Source organism: Paraburkholderia sp. A1RI-2L, from assembly GCF_048957375.1.
GTDB lineage: Bacteria > Pseudomonadota > Gammaproteobacteria > Burkholderiales > Burkholderiaceae > Paraburkholderia.
In genome coordinates this window covers 252,559-269,576 of record NZ_JARBTA010000003.1, presented here as the reverse complement: position 1 = coordinate 269,576, position 17,018 = coordinate 252,559, and the positions used below count along the sequence as shown (strand labels likewise).

Sequence of the window (17,018 nt, the reverse complement as noted above, 5' to 3'; positions counted from 1 at the left end):
GAGTTGTGGCATGAGCGCGCTGATCTCGACGTGGCCGCGCAGGCTGGCGCTCGCCGTGCTGGCAATGGTGCTGGGCGCACTCTTCATGTTTTATTTGACCGTGGAGGTTGGCTACCCGCCGGCCGCTGAATTAACTACAGGAGCGTTGATGAAACGACTCGTTGCCATACCCGTCCTGCTGGCCATTGCAACCTTTGCATTCACGACGGCCGCCATGATGCCAACGTCCGCCCGGGCCGCCTCGCCCCACACCGGCACACCTCAGACGGATCCCGCCAAACCCTTCATGGTGCAGGTTGTCGGGCTCGAATGGCTCAATCCGCTGCAGAGGCGCGACTACCCGACCGAGTGGCAGGTGTTGTGGACCATGGGGCTCGTCAAGCCGAACAAGAACGATGACATGGTGCGGACCAAGCCGCAAAAATTCTCGACACTCCAGTCGATCGGCGCACTTGCCTACGGCAATAAGGGTACGGAAACTTTCAAGGGTTTCTATCACAAGTATGTGGACAAATTGCTTGGCTTGTTCGGCACACGCTACGTGACGAACGCGAAATATTTCTACACGGTCAAGCCAGACAGCAAAAAGGAGTGGCGGGAGTTAGCGGGGATTCATGTTGAATTCGCGATTCCCACCCGCCTTGATCCAACCGAGGCACAAACTTATTTGCGTAACGAAATCATTGACAATTACGAGATCGGGAACCCGTCAGCTAAAAGCCTCTGGAGCCGCGACACGCCTCCCGACGTGCACGTCACCCCCGGCGGTGCGAACGCGGGCTTCACCTCGCTGAACAACGCGCTGGACTACCTCCAGGCGAACCCAGACAAAAGCGTCTGGGTGATGAACTGGGACGCCCCGAGCTTTCCGCCAAAGGACGGCCAGCTCAACGAAAACATGGTGCTGCTGTTCCTCGCCGGCCCGCAGATGAAGACCGAACGCGCCCCGCTCGCCTGGATCGGCCGCGCGGCCACGGGCAACGCACAGGACTTCGAACGAAAGCCCGGCACGACGCGCGCGGTCGAAGCATGGAAGGCCACGATCGCCGCCGCCGCGCACAACGCGAACGTATCGGTGCCCGATATCCACTACACGATCCACGATGCCGGCAAGGGCAGCGAAGCCTCCTCCTCGCGCATCGGCTCGCTCGGCCGCACCCTGACCGAGACGATGCCCGACTTCGACTTCCAGAAGCAGACCCTCAACACGCCGGAGCTGCTCGGCGAAATGGGCGCCGGCACGGCGCTCACCGATGTGGTGCTGGCAATCGGCCGGGCGAATCATCTGGGCGAGACCGTGCTCGTGGCCGGCACCACGGACGCGGACCATCCGGTTGCGGTCGTCGTGACACCGCCGCCCCAGGTCGTGCCAATCGATCCAGACGCGGACTGGTTCCGTGCGCGCGGCGAAAACAACGCCTATCTGCCGTGGTGGGGCCGGCGCTACGACTCGAAGTATGGCCAGCAGGGCTGGTCGTGGTGAACCGGGAACGCAAGTCATGAAAGGCATCATTCGCGTAGGCGACACAACCAGCCACGGTGGCCCGGTCGAGACCGGCAGCAAAGACAGCGAGGTAATGGGCAGCGCGGTTGCCCGCAAGGGCGATCGCTGTATTTGCCCCATAAAGGGACACGAAAACTGCATGATCATCGAAGGCGATCCAGCCTTCATGGTCGACGGCAAGCCCGCCGCGTTCGACGGCCATAAGACCTCGTGTGGCGCAATATTGATTTCCAGCCTGCTGTCCTCCGGGCGGACCTGAAAAGCGTCCCCCTCCCCGTTGCCGCCATCCAGACAACAACGGACGGCCATCGGTATTGGCATATTTAAATTTCGACATACTAATTATCAGTTTCACGAAAAGAAATGGACGATCTGATTTCCTCCTACGAACGCGAGCTCGGGTATCTGCGTGCTTCGCTTGCGGAATTCGCCGCGAGATATCCCGGGGCCGCGGCGCACCTGTCACTCAGCGGCCAGCATTCCGAGGACCCGCACGTCGAGCGCATGGTCGAGTCCGCAGCGCTGCTCAATGCACGCACGATCGCGCGTCTTGAAGACGATGTCCCCGAGTTCACGAAGCCGCTGCTTGAAGTGGCGTATCCGGAATACCTTCGTGCGTTTCCCTCCTGCACGATCGCCTGTTTCGAGAGCGGCCAGAAAGTCGCGGAAATGACGAAACCGCAAGTCATCGAGCGACGCGCCGAACTGAAAACCATGACCGGAGAATGCGTCTTCGAGACCGTCTACGATGTCACCCTGGCGCCACTGCGGATCGCGGATGCCGGGTATCGCCCGCCCACCACCGCGCCATCGAATATCCGCTTGCCCAAGGAGACGACCGGCATTCTGTCCATCGTCTTCGACACATTGAACGCCAACGCCGATCTGCGAGCTATCGCACCGGCTACGATCCGCGTGTTCGTCAACGGCGCCCCGTCCACCGTTGCGGCCGCCATCGATGCGCTGCTGCAACGCGCACCCGCCGCATTCGTCGAGGTTGATGGAAAAGGGCGATGGACCGCGTTGCCGCACGTGCCAGTCAGCCTCGCCGGCTTCGATGACGACGATGCAATAATCGAGCGCGCCGACGGCAGGCACTCGCCGTTCCGACTTCTGCTGGAATATTTCGCATTCCCGCATAAGTTCGATTTCGTCGATATCGACATGGCAGCGCTGCTGCGCAGCGCTGGCTCGCACAGGCGCGTTGCCCTTCACGTCCCGGTGCGCGGCGTGCACCCAGACTCATTCGCCGCGCGCGCGCTGGATAAACTGGGCCCGACGAGCTTCCGGCTCTCGTGCACGCCGGTAGTCAACCTGTTCCGGCGTCCGGCGGATCCGGTTGCGCCCAAGGACGCGGTGACGCCAGCCTGGCCGCTCGTGCCACAAACGCTGAAGCCGGACAATGGATCGGTCTGGATCGTGGATGCCGTCCGGGTCAGCGTGCAGAAAGGCAACGACACCACAATCGAGCCGGTTCCTGCTTTCGAGTCGCTGGTTCATCACGGCCACACGGGCCGGCCGGGCACGCGCCAACCATTTTTCTGGATCATGGAGCGCGACAAGCGCTTCACGGAATTCGTCGCTGGGCAGGACACGCTGCTTTCGTTCGTTGGCCTCGACAGCCGGCCCCTCAAGCCAGAGGGCATCGATCAGATCCATGCGGACCTGCGATGCACGAACGGCATTCTCCCGTCCGCCATCGAACCGGGCGACAGCAGAGGAGATTTCGACTTTGCGGGGGAGGTGCCGGCAAGCCGCATCGTCATGCTACGGCAGCCAACCACCAGCCTGCCCCGACCGAAAAAGCCCGGCCGCTACTGGAATCTCGTCAGCCTGCTTTCGCCCGGAACGTTCACTTTGAACCAGGCGGGATTACCCGCGTTGAAAGCCATGCTGTCGGGGCACGTTCCGCACAATTCGCCGTCCGCGACCACGCATATCGATGCGATCGTCGGGCTGGCGAGCGAAGTCGCGGTGGAGTGGATGATCGAAAAGCCCCAATCGCGGCTCGAACGGGGACTGCGCGTTCGACTCTCCGTCGATGATGCGGCCCTCGCGTGCTACTCGCTCAGCACGTTCACGCGCGTGCTGGAAAGCGTGTTCGTCCGGTATGCCCCCGCGCACAGCTTTGTGCAAGTCGTGCTTATTTCGGCGCGCAACGGCTCGGAACTCACGCGTGGCCAGTTCCTGCCCGGCACGGCCGCGCTGGTCTGAATGCCGAATCGGGATCGTTAACCGCGCGCCGCTGCGCCGGACCTCAATCCCTGTCGGGCGCGCCTGGCGGAAAGAGTGGACGGTAGGGCCTGGCCTCCTCCACCGCACGCGCAAACGACGGCCTCGCGAGCAAGCGCGCGCGATAGGCGCGCAGCACCGGAAACGTCTCGGCGATGCGGTGCGTCCAGTCCGCATAGAACAGCGACGGCGCCGCCGCGCAATCGGCCAGCGTGAAATCCGCACCGGCCGCCCAGGCGCTGTCCGCCAGCCGCGCTTCGAGCCATGCATAGGCCAGCTCCAGCTTTTCCCGCGCAAACGCGAGTCCATCGGCACGCTTCGCGGCGTCGCCCGTCAAGGCGCCGTCCACGGCGCGTTGCACTGGCGTCATCACATGCAGATCGAAGAAGCGGTCGAGAAAACGCACCTCGAGTGCGGCCATCGGATCAGCGGGAAGCAGGCGCACCGGCCCCGGATGCGCGAGTTGCAGATATTCGATGATGATGCTCGTCTCCGCCACATTGCGCGCCCCGTCCACCAGCACGGGAAACTTGCGCAGCGGCCAGCGTTGCAGCCAATCGGCCGTATGCGGCGAATCGGGCGCGATAACGCGGAATTCAAAGGGCGTGCCGTTCTCGTATAACGCAACGAGCACCTTCTGCGTGTATGAAGAAAAAGGATGACCGTAGAGCGCCAGCGACATCTCAAGACCTCCCGACACAGGCTGATGGTGACAGCCGCCAGACTACCTCAATCACTGTACTAGCGGACCGCTGCGTGACACCATCGTGCCCTTGAGGCGCAACGCGGGCGCCTCCGCGCCTCGCCAGCTTGCGAATGCAAGCGGAACGCAAATGGCCGTCACGCACGCGAAAGCCGCCAGCGGCACAATCGCTGGCAACCCATGCGAGATCAGTTGCGTGACGGGCCAGCCGTAGAGATACAGGCCATAGGAAAGGTCATCGCGCGTGCGCAGCTTTGCGAGCCAGGGAGACTGCAAATGCCCGACGTAGAACAGGAGATAAGCGCCCATCGTCGGTGTCACGGCGCGCGTCACACTCTGCGGCGCGAACAGGGCGGCGACAAACACGATGAGCGCGCAAACGGCGAACGGCGCGCACACATAAAAACACACGCCGGCCAGGTACATCGATACCAACCAGATCATGAAGCCGGACACGCCGAACAACGCCAAACCCTCCTCGCCGCGTTGATGCGGCGCGCCGTACATTGCGGCGAAGTTGACGGCGAGTGCGATTGCCAGCACCACCCAGCGGCGTTTCATGACACCGCACAGACCGAGTGCGGTCAGCATCATATAGCAGCGCAGCGCGCACGTGATCGTCCACATCGAGCCATTGACCGATGGAATCGGCCATAGGGTAAACCCGCTTCGCCGCGAAAATGCGTGTTTCCCTATTGCGCAAATTATTTTGCGCGTAAATACTCATCGCAAATTAAATTGCTTTTTAGCTCCATCCACCACCAAAGGGGTTGTCATGAAACTCATAGCAAAGCTCGCCATGGCCGCACTCGTCGCCGTGTCCATTACGGGTCAAGCGGCGCGAGCCGAGACCTTGCTGGTCGCCTGCGATACCGCGTTCGTGCCGTTCGAATTCAAGCAGGGCGACAAGTACGTCGGCTTCGACATCGACTTGTGGGCCGCCATCGCCAAGGATCTGAAGCTCGACTACAAGCTGCAGCCGATGGATTTCAGCGGCATCCTGCCGGCGCTGCAAACTCATAACGTGGACGTCGCGCTCGCCGGCATCACGATCAAGGACGAGCGCAAGAAGGTCATCGACTTTTCCGACGGCTATTACGACAGCGGCTTCATGCTGATGGTCCCCACGGCCAGCACGATCAAGGGCCCGGACGACCTGAAAGGCAAATCGCTCGCCATCAAGACCGGCACCTCGGCGGCGGACTACGCGAAAACCCATTTCGGCGGCACCGACCTGCGTCAGTTCCCCAACATCGACAATGCCTATCTGGAACTGCAAACCGGACGCGTCGACGCGGCCATGCACGACACGCCCAACGTCCTCTACTACATTCACACCGCAGGCAACGGCCGCGTGAAGGCCGTCGGCCCGCAGATGATGGCGCAGCAATACGGCATCGCCTTCCCGAAAGGCAGCGCGTTGGTGCCCAAAGTCAACGCGGCGCTCGCGAAGATCAAGGCCGATGGCCGCTATGCCGCGATCTACAAGAAATGGTTCGGCGTCGAACCGGCCAAGTCCTGATCCACCGGAACCCGGAGAGCCCCATGCAGTTCGATCTTTCGGTCGTTGTCGACGCGCTCCCCGCCCTGCTCCAGGGCGCGCGGCTCACGGTGCTGATAGCCGCCGTGGGCCTCGCGGGCGGCTTGCTCGTCGGCTTCCTGTTTGGCCTGATGCGCGCCTATGGCAACGCGCTCACGCAGAAAATCGCCTTCGTCTATGTCGAATTCGTGCGCGGCACGCCGATCGTCGTGCAGGTGATGTTCATTTACTTCGCACTCCCGTTGATGCTGCATGTGCGGGTGGACGCGCTCACTGCCGCGATCGTCTCGATCATCATCAATTCGGGTGCCTATATTGCGGAGATCGTGCGCGGCGCCTTTTTGTCCGTGCCGCGCGGCCTCAAGGAGGCGGGGCTCGCGCTCGGCATGCCGATGTGGCGCGTGCTCGCATTCGTGGTGGGGCCCGTCGCGGTGCGCCGCATGACGCCGTCGCTCGGCAACCAGTTCATCGTGAGCCTCAAGGACACGTCGCTCTTTATCGTGATCGGCGTGGGTGAACTGACGCGTCAGGGCCAGGAGATCATGGCCTCGAATTTTCGCGCGGTCGAAATCTGGACGGCCGTGGCAATCATCTACCTGTGCATGATCGGCGCGCTGACCTTCTGCCTGCGCACGATGGAAAAAAGGATGCGGATACTATGAGCACCGGCAAAACCATGGTGCAGTTCAAGGGCGTGACCAAGCGCTTCGGCCAGACGACCGTGCTCGACGCGGTGGACCTGACCATTCATGCGGGCGAAGTCGTGGTTCTGATCGGGCCGTCCGGCTCAGGCAAATCCACGCTCCTGCGGTGCATCAATGCGCTCGAGCATATCGACGGCGGCGATCTGGTCGTCGACGGCATCAGCGTGCGCGACGGCTCGCGCCAGGTTCGCGAGATCCGCAAGGAAGCGGGCATGGTGTTCCAGCAGTTCAACCTGTTTCCGCAACTGACGGCGCTTGAAAACGTCGCGTTCGGTCCGCGCCAGGTGCGCGGCATGGGCAAGAACGAGGCCCAGGCGCTCGCGCGCGAACTGCTCGCAAAAGTCGGTCTCGCAGAGCGCGTCAACCACTATGCAAGCGAGTTGTCCGGCGGCCAGCAGCAGCGCGTGGCGATCGCGCGCGCGCTCGCCGTGAAGCCCAAGTTGATGCTGTTCGACGAGCCGACCTCAGCGCTCGATCCCGAGCTGCGCCAGGAAGTGCTGCGCGTGATGCAGTCGCTCGCCGAAGAAGGCATGACGATGGTGGTGGTGACGCATGAAATGGCTTTCGCGCGTAAGGTGGGCACGCGGCTGATCTTCATGGAGCACGGCCATATCACCGTCGACGGGCCGCCCACCGCGCTGCTCGACGCGCCGCCGAATCAGCGCCTGCGCGATTTTCTTCAGCATGTCGAATGAATTTTCAGGCAAATTCTCAGGCTATGCCAGCACTCGATTTCATCAAGGTTTCCGGCACACCCTTCGAAGCCGGCCAGGCGCTGGGCCGTTTCGGGTCGAGCGCCGTACAGGGACATTTGCTCCAGACTCGCGCCTGGCATCAAGTGATGCAATGGCGCGGCAGCCCGTTGGCCGAGGCGATGGCGAAGCACGTCCGGCTGGGCTTCCCGCGCATCTGGCAGGAACTGTGCGGGCTCGCCGATGGGCTGGGCGTGCCTTTCGAACAGGTCTTGCTATGGAACTGCCGTGGCGACCTGCGGCTAGACCCGCATGCAGCCGGAACGCACGACGGCTGCACGACCGTGCAACTCGGGCGCGGCGAGACCCGGCGCATCAGCCACAATGAAGACGGCGATCCCGGCTTTGCGGGACATTGCGCGATTGCCGAGTGCCGCATCGAAGGCAGTCCCGGCTTTGTGTCGTTCGTCTATCCTGGCTCGCTGCCGGGGCACACGTTCGCAGTCACGGAGGCAGGCCTCGCCGTCACGGTCAACAATTTGCGCCCGCTCCACACCGACGCGGGCGTGCCGCGCATGGTGCTCACGCGCGCCGTGCTGGATGCGCCCGACCTCGACGCCGCGGTCGCAACGCTGCGCGATACCCCTCGCGCCGGAGCGTTTCACCTCACGCTCGGGCATCGCGCGAGCCCCGATCTGCTCAGTGTCGAGTTCAATGCGCGCCAATGCTCGGTGCTGGCCATCACGGCGCCGTCGCTGCACGCCAATCATGCGATCCACCCCACGATGCGCGACGATCCGCAGGTCGTGACGGACTCCTCGCGCGACCGGCAGCGGCGCGGCGAGCAACTGCTGGAGCAGGCGTGCAGCGCCGTCGACCCGCTTGCGGTGCTCGCCGACACGAACGGCGGGAATCTCGCGGCGCTGCCGATCTACCGCACCGATCCCCTCGACCCCGATGGCGAGAACACGCTCGCTACCGCCGATATCGCGATCAAGACGTCTCACATAGAATGGGACATTTACGAACAGCCCGGGACGCCGCCCCGGTATCGATTGATCGATGGATACAGACAAGCACAAGACGCGCCGCCTGAGCAGCAGCCGCGACGCGGCACCGGCGTCTGACGCCATGCCCGGCGCGCCGCGCACGGTCGACGGCCTGCGTGAACTGATGGTGCGCATCGGGCGCGGCGAGGCGAATCTTTCGCTCGGCGGCAAGGCGCATTCGGTGCTGGCGCATCTGCTCGAACAGCCCGAGGAAGTCGCCGTGCGCACCATCACGGATCTGGCCACGGCGCTGGGCGTCAATGCATCGACGCTCACGCGCCTGACGACGAAACTCGGCTACACGGGTTTCGCCGATTTTCAGAGCGTCTTCCGTGACAGCCTTGCCCAACAGCATCGGCATTTTTATACGCACCAGGCCGAGCAACTGGTTGCCGGAAAGAAGTCGCGGGCACAATCGGCGCAAGCCAACCACACCTCGCCCGAGGTCGAGGTGGTCGCCCAGCTTGCACGCGAATCGATCACCAACGTGGACGCATTTCTCACGCGGCTCTCGCCCGCCGACCTGCGCGGTGCGGCCGCGCTGCTTGCCGGCGCGCCGCGCGTGCGCGTGCACAGCTTGCGCCAGTTCAGCGCGCTCGCGAGCTTTCTCTGCTATGGCCTCGGCATGATTCGCGCAGACGTTGCCCTGCTCGACGCGCACGGCCTGGGCGTGGCCGAAGGCCTTGCGCAGTTGCAGCCCGGCGACGTGGTCGTCGTGTCGAGCGTTGCGCCCTACACCCGCAGCGTCGCCGATGCCGCCGTGGCCGCCGCCGCCGCCGGCATGACCGTGATCGCCATCACCGACACGCTCGCATCGCCGCTCGTGCCGCCCGCGCGCCATACCTTTCTGATTCCGCACGAGAGCAGCTTCTTCAGCAATAGCATGGGCGCGTATCTGATCTTCTGCGAGGGCTTGCTCAATCTCGTCGCGACGCACCTGGGCAAGCAGTCGCTGCAAGCGCTGGCGCGGCGCGAACGGCTCATTACGGCGCTGGGGATCGAAACGGGCTGAGCGGACAGCGGCGACACCTGCCGCACGCCCCGCCGCTCCGGCTTACTCGCTTGTGCGCGGCGCATCCGGTGCGAGCAGCACGCCCTTGGTAAACACAAAGCAGCCATAGCCGCGCGTTTCGCCCGTGGCGATCACGCAGTACGCCTTGCGTGCGCGCGCATAGAACGCATGGCGCTCGATCGGCGCGAACGGCACCGCGCGCCCCTCGGCGGCATCGACCTCGGCCTGCGCCTCGCGCTGCACGGCGGGAATCGTATCGGGCTCGCCCACCACTTCCATGCGCATCGCGGGCGCTTCCACGAACGTATCGAGCGGCAATACAGAGAGGATCGCGCGCACGGCGCGCGGCGAATCGGCGCCATCCATGCGCAGGAGCTTTCCCGAAACAGTTGCGCGCGCAACTGAATCGGCGGGGAAATTCGCGTCGCAAACCACGACTTCGTCGCCGTGTCCCATGGCGCGCAACGCGTGCAGCACGTCGGCGTTCAGCAGCGGGTCCAGATTTTTCAGCATGCGTGTCTCCTCTGTCTACTTCGTCGATGTCGATGAAAGAATCGTGCTGGTCACCGTTGCAATCATATCGTGGCCGTACGCGGCGGCCAGATTGTCATGCGCCATTAGGCGTTGATTGGGACGGGATTCGATTGGCTGTTAGTTGCAATTCTACGGCGCGTGGTCCTGCAGGAAACTCTGCGCAAGCTGCTTCCACAAGTGATCGGCCGCGGGAGACAGGCGCCGGCCCACGCGCGTGAGCATCTGGCTGGCGAAGCCCGCCGCAATCGGATGATCGATCGGCACCGCCACCAGCTCGCCCAGATCGATGCCGCGCCGCGCGGTGATCGATGACATGAAGGCCACGCCGAGGCCCGCTGCCGCGAGCGTCTGCGCCGTGTTGAAAAGGTCCACGCGATACGCGGGCATCACGGTGAGGCGCACGTCGTCGAGCAGCGACTGCACGAAATGCTGCACGCCAAACGCCTCGGTCATGAAAATCAGGCGCTCGTGAGCGAGCTCCGCGGGCGGCACCCTGGTCATGCGCGCGAAGCGGTGCGAAGGCGCGACCACCGCGCACAACGGCCGCGCCGCGAACGGATGAATGCGCATAACCGGATCTTCAGCCGAGCGCGCGCACAGGCCGATATCGACGATGTCATCGCGCACCAGCGACAGCACGGCCGGCGTAGGCCCCGAGCGAATCTCGACGAGGATGTCCGGATAGGTCATCGAAAAGCGCTGCAGCGCACGCGCAATCAGATTGCCGATGAAGCCCTCGCCCACGCCGAGCGCCACGCGCCCGCGTTTCAGGTGCCGGTATTCCTCGAGGCGAGCGATCAGGTCGCGCTCGCGCCGCTGACCGTCGCGATAGTGATCGATGAGCACCTGGCCGATTTCGGTCACCACCACCTGGCGTCCGCGCCGCTCGATCAGCGGGAAGCGCAGCCGCCGCTCCAGCGCCGCCACCTGCCTGCTGATCACCGAAGCATTGACGCCCAGCGCATCGGCCGCCAGGCGCACGCCGCCGCTGGCCGCAATCTCGGCCAGGTAGCGCAGCGAGCGCTCGCCGATTTCGTCGATCCAACGGCCCATCGGCGCGTCGGCGCTGCCGCCTGTCTCGTCCATCTCGCCCCCTTTTCCCGACGGCCGCTCGCGGACCGTCGAATCGTTGACCTAAAAGCAACATTTTCGATGCGTTTCTGTCATGGGTCGAGCATTTCGTCGATGCAATACTCGGCGCTGCACGGGTGCACGGCGCCAGCCCAGGTCCGGCACGCCCCCCCCAAGCACACACGATTCGACGCCCCGCGCGTCCACGCCAATATCAGGAGCCACCACCCCATGAGCGAAAGCCGTTATTGCGAAGTTGCCGACCTGGCGCAGGCCCGCGAGCAACTGAGCGAGATCCGCCATCACATTCACAAGCACCCCGAACTGTCTTACCAGGAAGCCAATACCGCGGAATTCGTGGCGCAAAAGCTCAAGGCATGGGGCTACGACGTGACACGCAATGTCGGCGGCCATGGCGTGGTCGGCTCGCTGAAGGCGGGCACTAGCGCGCGCACCGTCGGCGTGCGCGCCGACATGGACGCGCTGCCGATCCACGAGCAGACCGGCCTCGCCTACGCGAGCATTCATGACGGCAAGATGCACGCCTGCGGCCACGATGGGCACACCACGGTCCTGCTCGGCGCGGCGCAGCAGCTCGCGAAGACGCGCAATTTCGACGGCACCGTGCATCTTATCTTCCAGCCCGCCGAAGAGGCCGGCTCGGACAGCGGCGCCGTGCGCATGATTGCCGACGGCCTGTTCGAGCGCTTTCCGTGCGAGGCCATCTTCGGACTGCACAATCATCCGGGCGTGGCGGCCGGCACCTTCGGCTTTCGCAGCGGCGCGCTGATGGCCGCCTGCGACACCGTCAAGGTGCGCATTGCGGGGCGCGGCGGCCACGCCGCGCGTCCGCATCTGGCAGTCGATCCGGTGCTGGTGGGCAGCAGCATCGTGATGGCGCTGCAATCGATCGTGTCGCGCAACGTCGATCCGAATGAAGCCGCGGTGATCACCGTGGGCTCGTTCCGCTCCGGCTTCGCGCCCAACGTGATTCCCGAGGATGCCGTGCTGGAAATGAGCGTGCGTTCGTTCTCGCCGGCGGTGCGCGAGACGCTCGAAAAGCGCATCCGCGCGCTGGTCCAGTCGCAGGCCGAGGCTTATGGCGCAAGCGCGGAAATCGACTACATCAGCGGCTATCCGGTGCTCGTGAATAGCGAAGCCGAGACCGAGTTTGCGCGCAAGGTGGCCGAAGAGCTGGTCGGGCCGGAGCACATCATTGCGCCGTTCCCGCCCATCGCGGGCAGCGAGGACTTCGCGTACTACCTGCAGGAGCGCCCCGGCTGCTTCGTGCGCCTTGGCAACGGCGAAGGCCGGCCGATGCTGCACAACGCGCGCTACGACTTCAACGACGAGAACCTCACCGTGGGCGCAGCGTTCTGGACGCGCCTCGTCGAGCGCTTCCTGAGCGAGGCGCGCGCATGAACATCGCCGCCAGGACACTTGCCCCCGCGCACGCGCAAGCGCCCGAGATGACGCCGGGGCAGCAAAGAAAAATCGTGGTTGCGGCGGTGATCGGCAATCTGCTCGAGTTCTTCGACTTCACGGTCTACAGCTACTTCGCGCTCACGATCGGCCAGCAGTTCTTTCCCTCCGACGACCCCGTCACGTCGTCGCTGCTCGCCTTCGCGGTGTTCGCCGTGGGCTTCGTGATGCGACCGCTCGGCGGGATCGTGCTCGGCCGCTATGCGGACCGCGCCGGACGCAAGCCCGCGCTCACGCTCACGATCCTGTTGATGGCGCTGGGCTCGGCGGCCATCGGCCTTGCGCCCACTTACGCTCAAATCGGCCTCGCCGCGCCGGTGCTGATCGTGGTCGCGCGGCTCGTGCAGGGCTTCGCGCAAGGCGGTGAATTCGGCGCGGCCACGGCCACGCTGCTGGAGATGGGCAGCGCGGCGAACCGCGGCTTTCGCGCGAGCTGGCAGCTCGCGAGCCAGGGCGCGGCGGCGCTGCTCGGCTCGGGTCTTGCGGCGAGCCTCGGCTTCCTGCTCCCGGCCGCGACCATGCACAGTTGGGGCTGGCGCATTCCCTTTCTGGTCGGCACGCTGATCGCGCCGGTGGGCATCTATCTGCGCCGGCATATCCGCGAGGAGCCGCCGGCCGCAAAAGCCGTGGCCACCCGCGACGACCCGAAGCGCGGCCTCTACGTGCGCAACTGGTTTCTCACGATCTTCGCGATCATGGGCATGTCGGTTTCGACCTACGTGATGATGTATTACATGCCCACCTTCTGCATCCAGTACCTGGGCCTGCCGCCGAAGATGTCGATGCTCGCAGGCGTGGCGTCGAGCACCATCTCGCTCGTAATGTGCCCGATCTACGGCGCGTGGTCCGATCGCATGGGCCGGCGCAAGCCGCTCACGATCATCGGCCGCGTCGCGCTGATCCTGCTGCTGTATCCGGCGTTCTGGATCATGACGCACTTTCCGTCGCTGCCGGTGGTGCTCGTCACGCTGATCGTGCTGATGCTCTGCTACACGATGGGTTCCGCACCCGCCTACGCACTGATGCCCGAGAACTTCCCCAAGCATCTGCGCGCGGGCTATATGTCGAGCGCGTATGCGATCGCGGTCTCGGTGTTCGGCGGCACCGCGCAACTCGTCGCCGGGTGGCTGATCCGCGAGACGGGCAGCAAGATGGCGCCCGCGTGGTACATGATCGTCTGCGTGCTGATTTCGCTGATTGCGGTGTCGATGTTCGAGGAGACCGGGGACAAGGCGCTCGATTGAGCGCGGATTGAACGTGGCGAGCGCGCCGGTTCCCCTCGGCGCGCCCGCCTTTACTGCCGCTAGTTCGTTCCTTCGCCCGTCGACCCGGCCGGCTCGCTCGGATATTTCGCCCGGCCGTAGCGAATCAGCAAGACGCCCAGTGCAATCAGCACGATTGCGCCCGCCGACGCCAGCAAATGCAACTCCGTATTCGATCCCGAGCGCAGGATCAAATCCCGCGCGATCGACACCATTGCGATGTAAAGCGGAAAGCGTACGGGCAATTGCCCGGCCTTCAGGTACTGCCCGACCATCGCGAAGACTTCCAGATAGAGGAACATCAGCAGCAAATCGGTTAGCGTGACGCCGTCGGAATTCACCATCCTCCAGATCAGATGGATCATCGCCGCAACCGTGCCGATGCCGATAATCCCGAGGCCGAACAGTTCTGCAAGCTCCATCGCGCGCTCGAGACGTCCCTTGATCGCCTTTTGCAAGGCGTTCTCGTATTTCATGTTCTTCAATCCATTGAATAGCCCGTCAGAACGCGAAATCGTAACGCGAGACTGTGAAACTCAGGAAATCGGGCCAAAAAAGCACGATCACGATGCCGTGCTCCCCGCATCAGGTCTTGCTTTCTCGTGGAATGCCCCTATAATAGGGTTAACCCTTAGGTAACTACCCTAGGCAACCATCCCAAGCACGAGGACATCATGGCCGCACTCATCGGCATCATTTCGTCTACCGCCGCTCAAGCTTTCGAAGCAATTGGCCGCTTCAGTGTCAAGGCGCTCAATCGCCACCTGGAATACTGCGAGTTGCTCGCAGAAGCGCAACGCCGCTACTAAACCGCAGGCTCGATAGACTGCCGGACCGATTCCTCATTCCCATCCCGTCGCATACTAGCCGCACCGGGTGTGGGCGCTGCCTGCTGCGGCGGCGAAGCCGCAGCATTGAGACAGCGCTATCTCACGCTGTCCGCATCAAGCTCGCCGGCGTGTGGGTGCTCGTGCACCACGCTACCGCGTCTGCGACGATGCTGGCCAGCGAGCGCGTGCCGTCGACGGTCAGGGTCAGCGGCTCGGTCACGGGCGGCTCCAGCGCGGCGAACTGGCTCTCGACCAGCGACACCGGCATGAAATGGTCTTCACGCTGCGCCACGCGCTGAAGCGCCGCCGACTGCGGCAGATCGAGAAACACAAAACCCAGCGAAGCCGTGGCCGCGCGCAGCCGGTCGCGGTAGCGCTCCTTGAGCGCCGAGCACGCCAGCACGGCACGCTCGCCCCGGCTGGCGGCGCGCTCGAGCTCGGCGCCGAGCCGGTCGAGCCAGCCCGCGCGGTCCTCGTCGGTGAGCGGGATGCCGCGCGCCATCTTGTCGACATTCTCTGGCGGATGAAACGCATCGCCCTCGATCAGCACGCCGCCCACGCGTTCGGCAACGGCCCGCGCCACGCTGCTCTTGCCGCAGCCCGCCACGCCCATGACAACGACGGATGAAATTTGCCGGGTCATTCGAATCTCCCTGAATGCTGAGATAGCGCTATCTCTTGCCATCAAAAAAATGCACCGCCGCATCGAGTCCAATTCCCGTTCAATTGGGGACGTTACCGTTGCGCGAGGTGCGAGACAGCGCTATCCTAAATCGATCATGGCAACCTCGACACTCAGGAAAACCCGCAGCACAGGCCGGCCCACGCTCGAAGAGGTCGCCCGGCGCGCTGGCGTGAGCACGATTACGGCTTCTCGCGCGCTGCGCGGCATGGGCTCCGTGGGGCCCGACTATGTGGAACGCGTCAAGGCCGCCGCGGCGGAGCTCAATTACGTCACGAATCCCGCTGCGCGGGCCCTCGCGTCCTCGCGCAGCGACGCCGTCGCCGTGGTGATTCCATCGATCTCCAACGCGGTGTTCGTGGACGTGCTCGAATCGATCCACAGCGTGCTGCGCCCGCGCGGCTATGAAGTGCTGATCGGCAATTCGCACTATTCGCGCCATGCGGAAGAGGACCTGATCCGCCACTATCTGGCGTCGTCACCGGGCGGCCTGATTGTGAGCGGGTTCGACCGCACCGAAAGCGCTCGCCGCCTGATCGACGCGAGCGGCGTGCCCTGCGTGCACATCATGGAGCTGGACGAAGCCGCGGGCGTGCACTGCGTGGGCTTCTCGCAAACGCGCGCGGCCCAGGCCGTGGCCGAGCATCTGGTGGGGCGCGGCTGCCGCCGCAATGCCTTTGTCGGCGCGCAGCTCGATGCGCGCACGATGCAGCGCGCCGAGGGCTTTCGCGAAGCGCTCAGGCATCGGGGTCTCTACGACCCCGATCTCGAAGTGCTCACGTCATCGCCATCGTCGATCGGGCTGGGCTGCGACCTGTTCAGGCAACTGCTGCAACGCCGGCCCGACGTTGACGGCATTTTCTTCGGCAACGACGATCTCGCGCAGGGGGCGCTCTTCGAGGCGCGCCGCCAGGGCATCGAGGTGCCTTCGCGCGTGGCCATTGTTGGCTTCAACGATCTGGCGGGCGCCGCCGATTGCGTGCCGCGCCTGACCACGATTCGCACGCCAAGGGTGGAAATGGGACGCGTGGCGGCCAATCTGCTGCTTGCCATGATCGATCGCGAGCCGATTGCCAGACCGGCGGTCGATCTGGGTTTCGAGCTGGTGGTACGGGAAAGCGCGTGAAGCAAATATCGGCGAGGCGCGCTGCGGAAAGTAAAATCAGGCGAGAAAGCGCTTGACTTGGCACCGCGTACCGCGTACTGTCATGCACCAAAATGTCCAAAATGCTTGATTGCTCATCATTTGCCGCTGATCGGCGGCTCTCGTTGACCTCTCCTTTTTGATTTTTTTATTCGCCCCTTCTTTTTTTGGGGCGGGCAACTTTATTCGTCTGTTTAAGGAATATCTAGTGGAAACTGGTACCGTCAAGTGGTTTAACGACACCAAGGGCTTTGGCTTCATCACCCCGGACAAGGGCGGCGACGACCTGTTCGCACACTTCTCGGAAGTGCGCTCGACGGGCTTCAAGACGCTGGCTGAAGGCCAGAAGGTCAGCTACGAAACCAAGCGCGGCCCGAAGGGCCTCCAGGCTTCGAACATCACCCCGCAGTAACGCTTTCGGGTCGCGTCCGCCCGTTGGGGTGGACGCGATTCTCCCGCCTTGTCGTGGCACTCGCATGCCACTGCATGTCACGGTTGTCCGTTGTAGTCAGCTGCATTTCTTGCATTTCCGCTTCCGCCGCGCCCGCAAGTCAACGGTGCGGATGATGTCCATAGC

Annotated in this window: 19 protein-coding genes; 13 read left to right on the top strand and 6 right to left on the bottom strand. The window is 64.0% G+C overall.

Features of this window, described 5'->3' with window-relative positions:
- Positions 1 to 10 precede the first annotated feature (10 nt).
- The 3 genes from PWP93_RS24370 (at position 11) to tssF (ending at position 3,718) form a co-directional block, all read left to right on the top strand.
- Positions 11 to 1,483, top strand: coding sequence for a virulence factor (locus tag PWP93_RS24370; RefSeq protein WP_421046350.1), 1,473 nt, complete (start codon positions 11 to 13; stop codon positions 1,481 to 1,483).
- A gap of 16 nt (positions 1,484 to 1,499) precedes the next feature.
- Complete coding sequence (locus PWP93_RS24365; RefSeq protein ID WP_421046349.1) at positions 1,500 to 1,763, top strand: PAAR domain-containing protein; 264 nt, start codon at positions 1,500 to 1,502, stop codon at positions 1,761 to 1,763.
- Between the two features lie 104 nt (positions 1,764 to 1,867).
- Positions 1,868 to 3,718 carry a type VI secretion system baseplate subunit TssF gene (gene tssF, locus PWP93_RS24360; RefSeq protein WP_421046348.1) on the top strand — a complete coding sequence of 617 codons (1,851 nt, stop codon included), beginning with the start codon at positions 1,868 to 1,870 and terminating at the stop codon, positions 3,716 to 3,718.
- A gap of 43 nt (positions 3,719 to 3,761) precedes the next feature.
- Here tssF and PWP93_RS24355 read toward each other — a convergent pair whose 3' ends face one another.
- Positions 3,762 to 4,418 (bottom strand): glutathione S-transferase family protein, encoded by a 657-nt coding sequence (locus PWP93_RS24355; RefSeq protein ID WP_421027594.1) that lies wholly within the window; start codon positions 4,416 to 4,418, stop codon positions 3,762 to 3,764.
- 51 nt (positions 4,419 to 4,469) lie between these two features.
- On the bottom strand, positions 4,470 to 5,066 hold the full coding sequence (locus tag PWP93_RS24350) for an acyltransferase family protein (protein WP_421046347.1): 597 nt from the start codon (positions 5,064 to 5,066) through the stop codon (positions 4,470 to 4,472).
- A 148-nt stretch (positions 5,067 to 5,214) separates the two neighbouring features.
- Between PWP93_RS24350 and glnH the strand changes: the two genes are divergently transcribed.
- The 5 genes from glnH to PWP93_RS24325 are packed head-to-tail and all read left to right on the top strand — an operon-like array spanning position 5,215 to position 9,436.
- Positions 5,215 to 5,961 carry a glutamine ABC transporter substrate-binding protein GlnH gene (glnH, locus tag PWP93_RS24345; RefSeq protein ID WP_421046346.1) on the top strand — a complete coding sequence of 249 codons (747 nt, stop codon included), beginning with the start codon at positions 5,215 to 5,217 and terminating at the stop codon, positions 5,959 to 5,961.
- Between the two features lie 23 nt (positions 5,962 to 5,984).
- A complete protein-coding gene (gene glnP, locus PWP93_RS24340; RefSeq protein ID WP_421046345.1) occupies positions 5,985 to 6,641 on the top strand; it encodes a glutamine ABC transporter permease GlnP in 657 nt (218 codons plus the stop codon).
- Positions 6,638 to 7,378: a glutamine ABC transporter ATP-binding protein GlnQ gene (gene glnQ, locus PWP93_RS24335; RefSeq protein WP_421027590.1), complete on the top strand. Its 741-nt coding sequence runs from the start codon at positions 6,638 to 6,640 to the stop codon at positions 7,376 to 7,378. Before glnP ends, glnQ begins: the two co-directional genes overlap by 4 nt.
- A gap of 23 nt (positions 7,379 to 7,401) precedes the next feature.
- Entirely contained in the window at positions 7,402 to 8,502 is a 1,101-nt protein-coding gene (locus tag PWP93_RS24330) for a C45 family autoproteolytic acyltransferase/hydolase (RefSeq protein WP_421046344.1), read from the top strand.
- Positions 8,438 to 9,436: a MurR/RpiR family transcriptional regulator gene (locus PWP93_RS24325; protein WP_421046343.1), complete on the top strand. Its 999-nt coding sequence runs from the start codon at positions 8,438 to 8,440 to the stop codon at positions 9,434 to 9,436. The genes PWP93_RS24330 and PWP93_RS24325 overlap by 65 nt, the downstream gene beginning before the upstream one ends.
- A gap of 42 nt (positions 9,437 to 9,478) precedes the next feature.
- Here the strand turns inward: PWP93_RS24325 and PWP93_RS24320 are convergent, their stop codons facing one another.
- The gene (locus PWP93_RS24320) at positions 9,479 to 9,949 is read right to left on the bottom strand and encodes an RbsD/FucU family protein (protein ID WP_421027587.1); all 471 of its coding nucleotides are present in this window, start codon (positions 9,947 to 9,949) and stop codon (positions 9,479 to 9,481) included.
- A 150-nt stretch (positions 9,950 to 10,099) separates the two neighbouring features.
- Entirely contained in the window at positions 10,100 to 11,056 is a 957-nt protein-coding gene (locus tag PWP93_RS24315; protein WP_421046342.1) for a LysR family transcriptional regulator, read from the bottom strand.
- Between the two features lie 216 nt (positions 11,057 to 11,272).
- Here PWP93_RS24315 and PWP93_RS24310 point away from each other — a divergent pair, with 216 nt between their 5' ends.
- Together PWP93_RS24310 and PWP93_RS24305 are read left to right on the top strand one after the other, a co-directional pair.
- A complete protein-coding gene (locus tag PWP93_RS24310) occupies positions 11,273 to 12,463 on the top strand; it encodes a M20 aminoacylase family protein (protein ID WP_421027585.1) in 1,191 nt (396 codons plus the stop codon).
- The gene (locus PWP93_RS24305; protein WP_421046341.1) at positions 12,460 to 13,767 is read left to right on the top strand and encodes an MFS transporter; all 1,308 of its coding nucleotides are present in this window, start codon (positions 12,460 to 12,462) and stop codon (positions 13,765 to 13,767) included. The genes PWP93_RS24310 and PWP93_RS24305 overlap by 4 nt, the downstream gene beginning before the upstream one ends.
- Positions 13,768 to 13,826: 59 nt before the next feature.
- Here PWP93_RS24305 and PWP93_RS24300 read toward each other — a convergent pair whose 3' ends face one another.
- Complete coding sequence (locus PWP93_RS24300) at positions 13,827 to 14,261, bottom strand: phosphate-starvation-inducible protein PsiE (RefSeq protein WP_421046340.1); 435 nt, start codon at positions 14,259 to 14,261, stop codon at positions 13,827 to 13,829.
- Between the two features lie 198 nt (positions 14,262 to 14,459).
- On the opposite strand from PWP93_RS24300, the gene PWP93_RS24295 reads away from it, so the two are divergent.
- On the top strand, positions 14,460 to 14,594 hold the full coding sequence (locus tag PWP93_RS24295) for a hypothetical protein (RefSeq protein WP_421027582.1): 135 nt from the start codon (positions 14,460 to 14,462) through the stop codon (positions 14,592 to 14,594).
- A gap of 121 nt (positions 14,595 to 14,715) precedes the next feature.
- Here PWP93_RS24295 and PWP93_RS24290 read toward each other — a convergent pair whose 3' ends face one another.
- Positions 14,716 to 15,258, bottom strand: a complete 543-nt coding sequence (locus PWP93_RS24290) for a gluconokinase (RefSeq protein ID WP_421046339.1) — start codon at positions 15,256 to 15,258, stop codon at positions 14,716 to 14,718.
- Positions 15,259 to 15,394: 136 nt separating this feature from the next.
- On the opposite strand from PWP93_RS24290, the gene PWP93_RS24285 reads away from it, so the two are divergent.
- Both PWP93_RS24285 and PWP93_RS24280 read left to right on the top strand, forming a co-directional pair.
- Positions 15,395 to 16,423 carry a LacI family DNA-binding transcriptional regulator gene (locus tag PWP93_RS24285; RefSeq protein ID WP_421046338.1) on the top strand — a complete coding sequence of 343 codons (1,029 nt, stop codon included), beginning with the start codon at positions 15,395 to 15,397 and terminating at the stop codon, positions 16,421 to 16,423.
- Positions 16,424 to 16,649: 226 nt separating this feature from the next.
- On the top strand, positions 16,650 to 16,853 hold the full coding sequence (locus PWP93_RS24280) for a cold-shock protein (protein WP_035525294.1): 204 nt from the start codon (positions 16,650 to 16,652) through the stop codon (positions 16,851 to 16,853).
- The last annotated feature ends 165 nt before the right edge of the window (positions 16,854 to 17,018 follow it).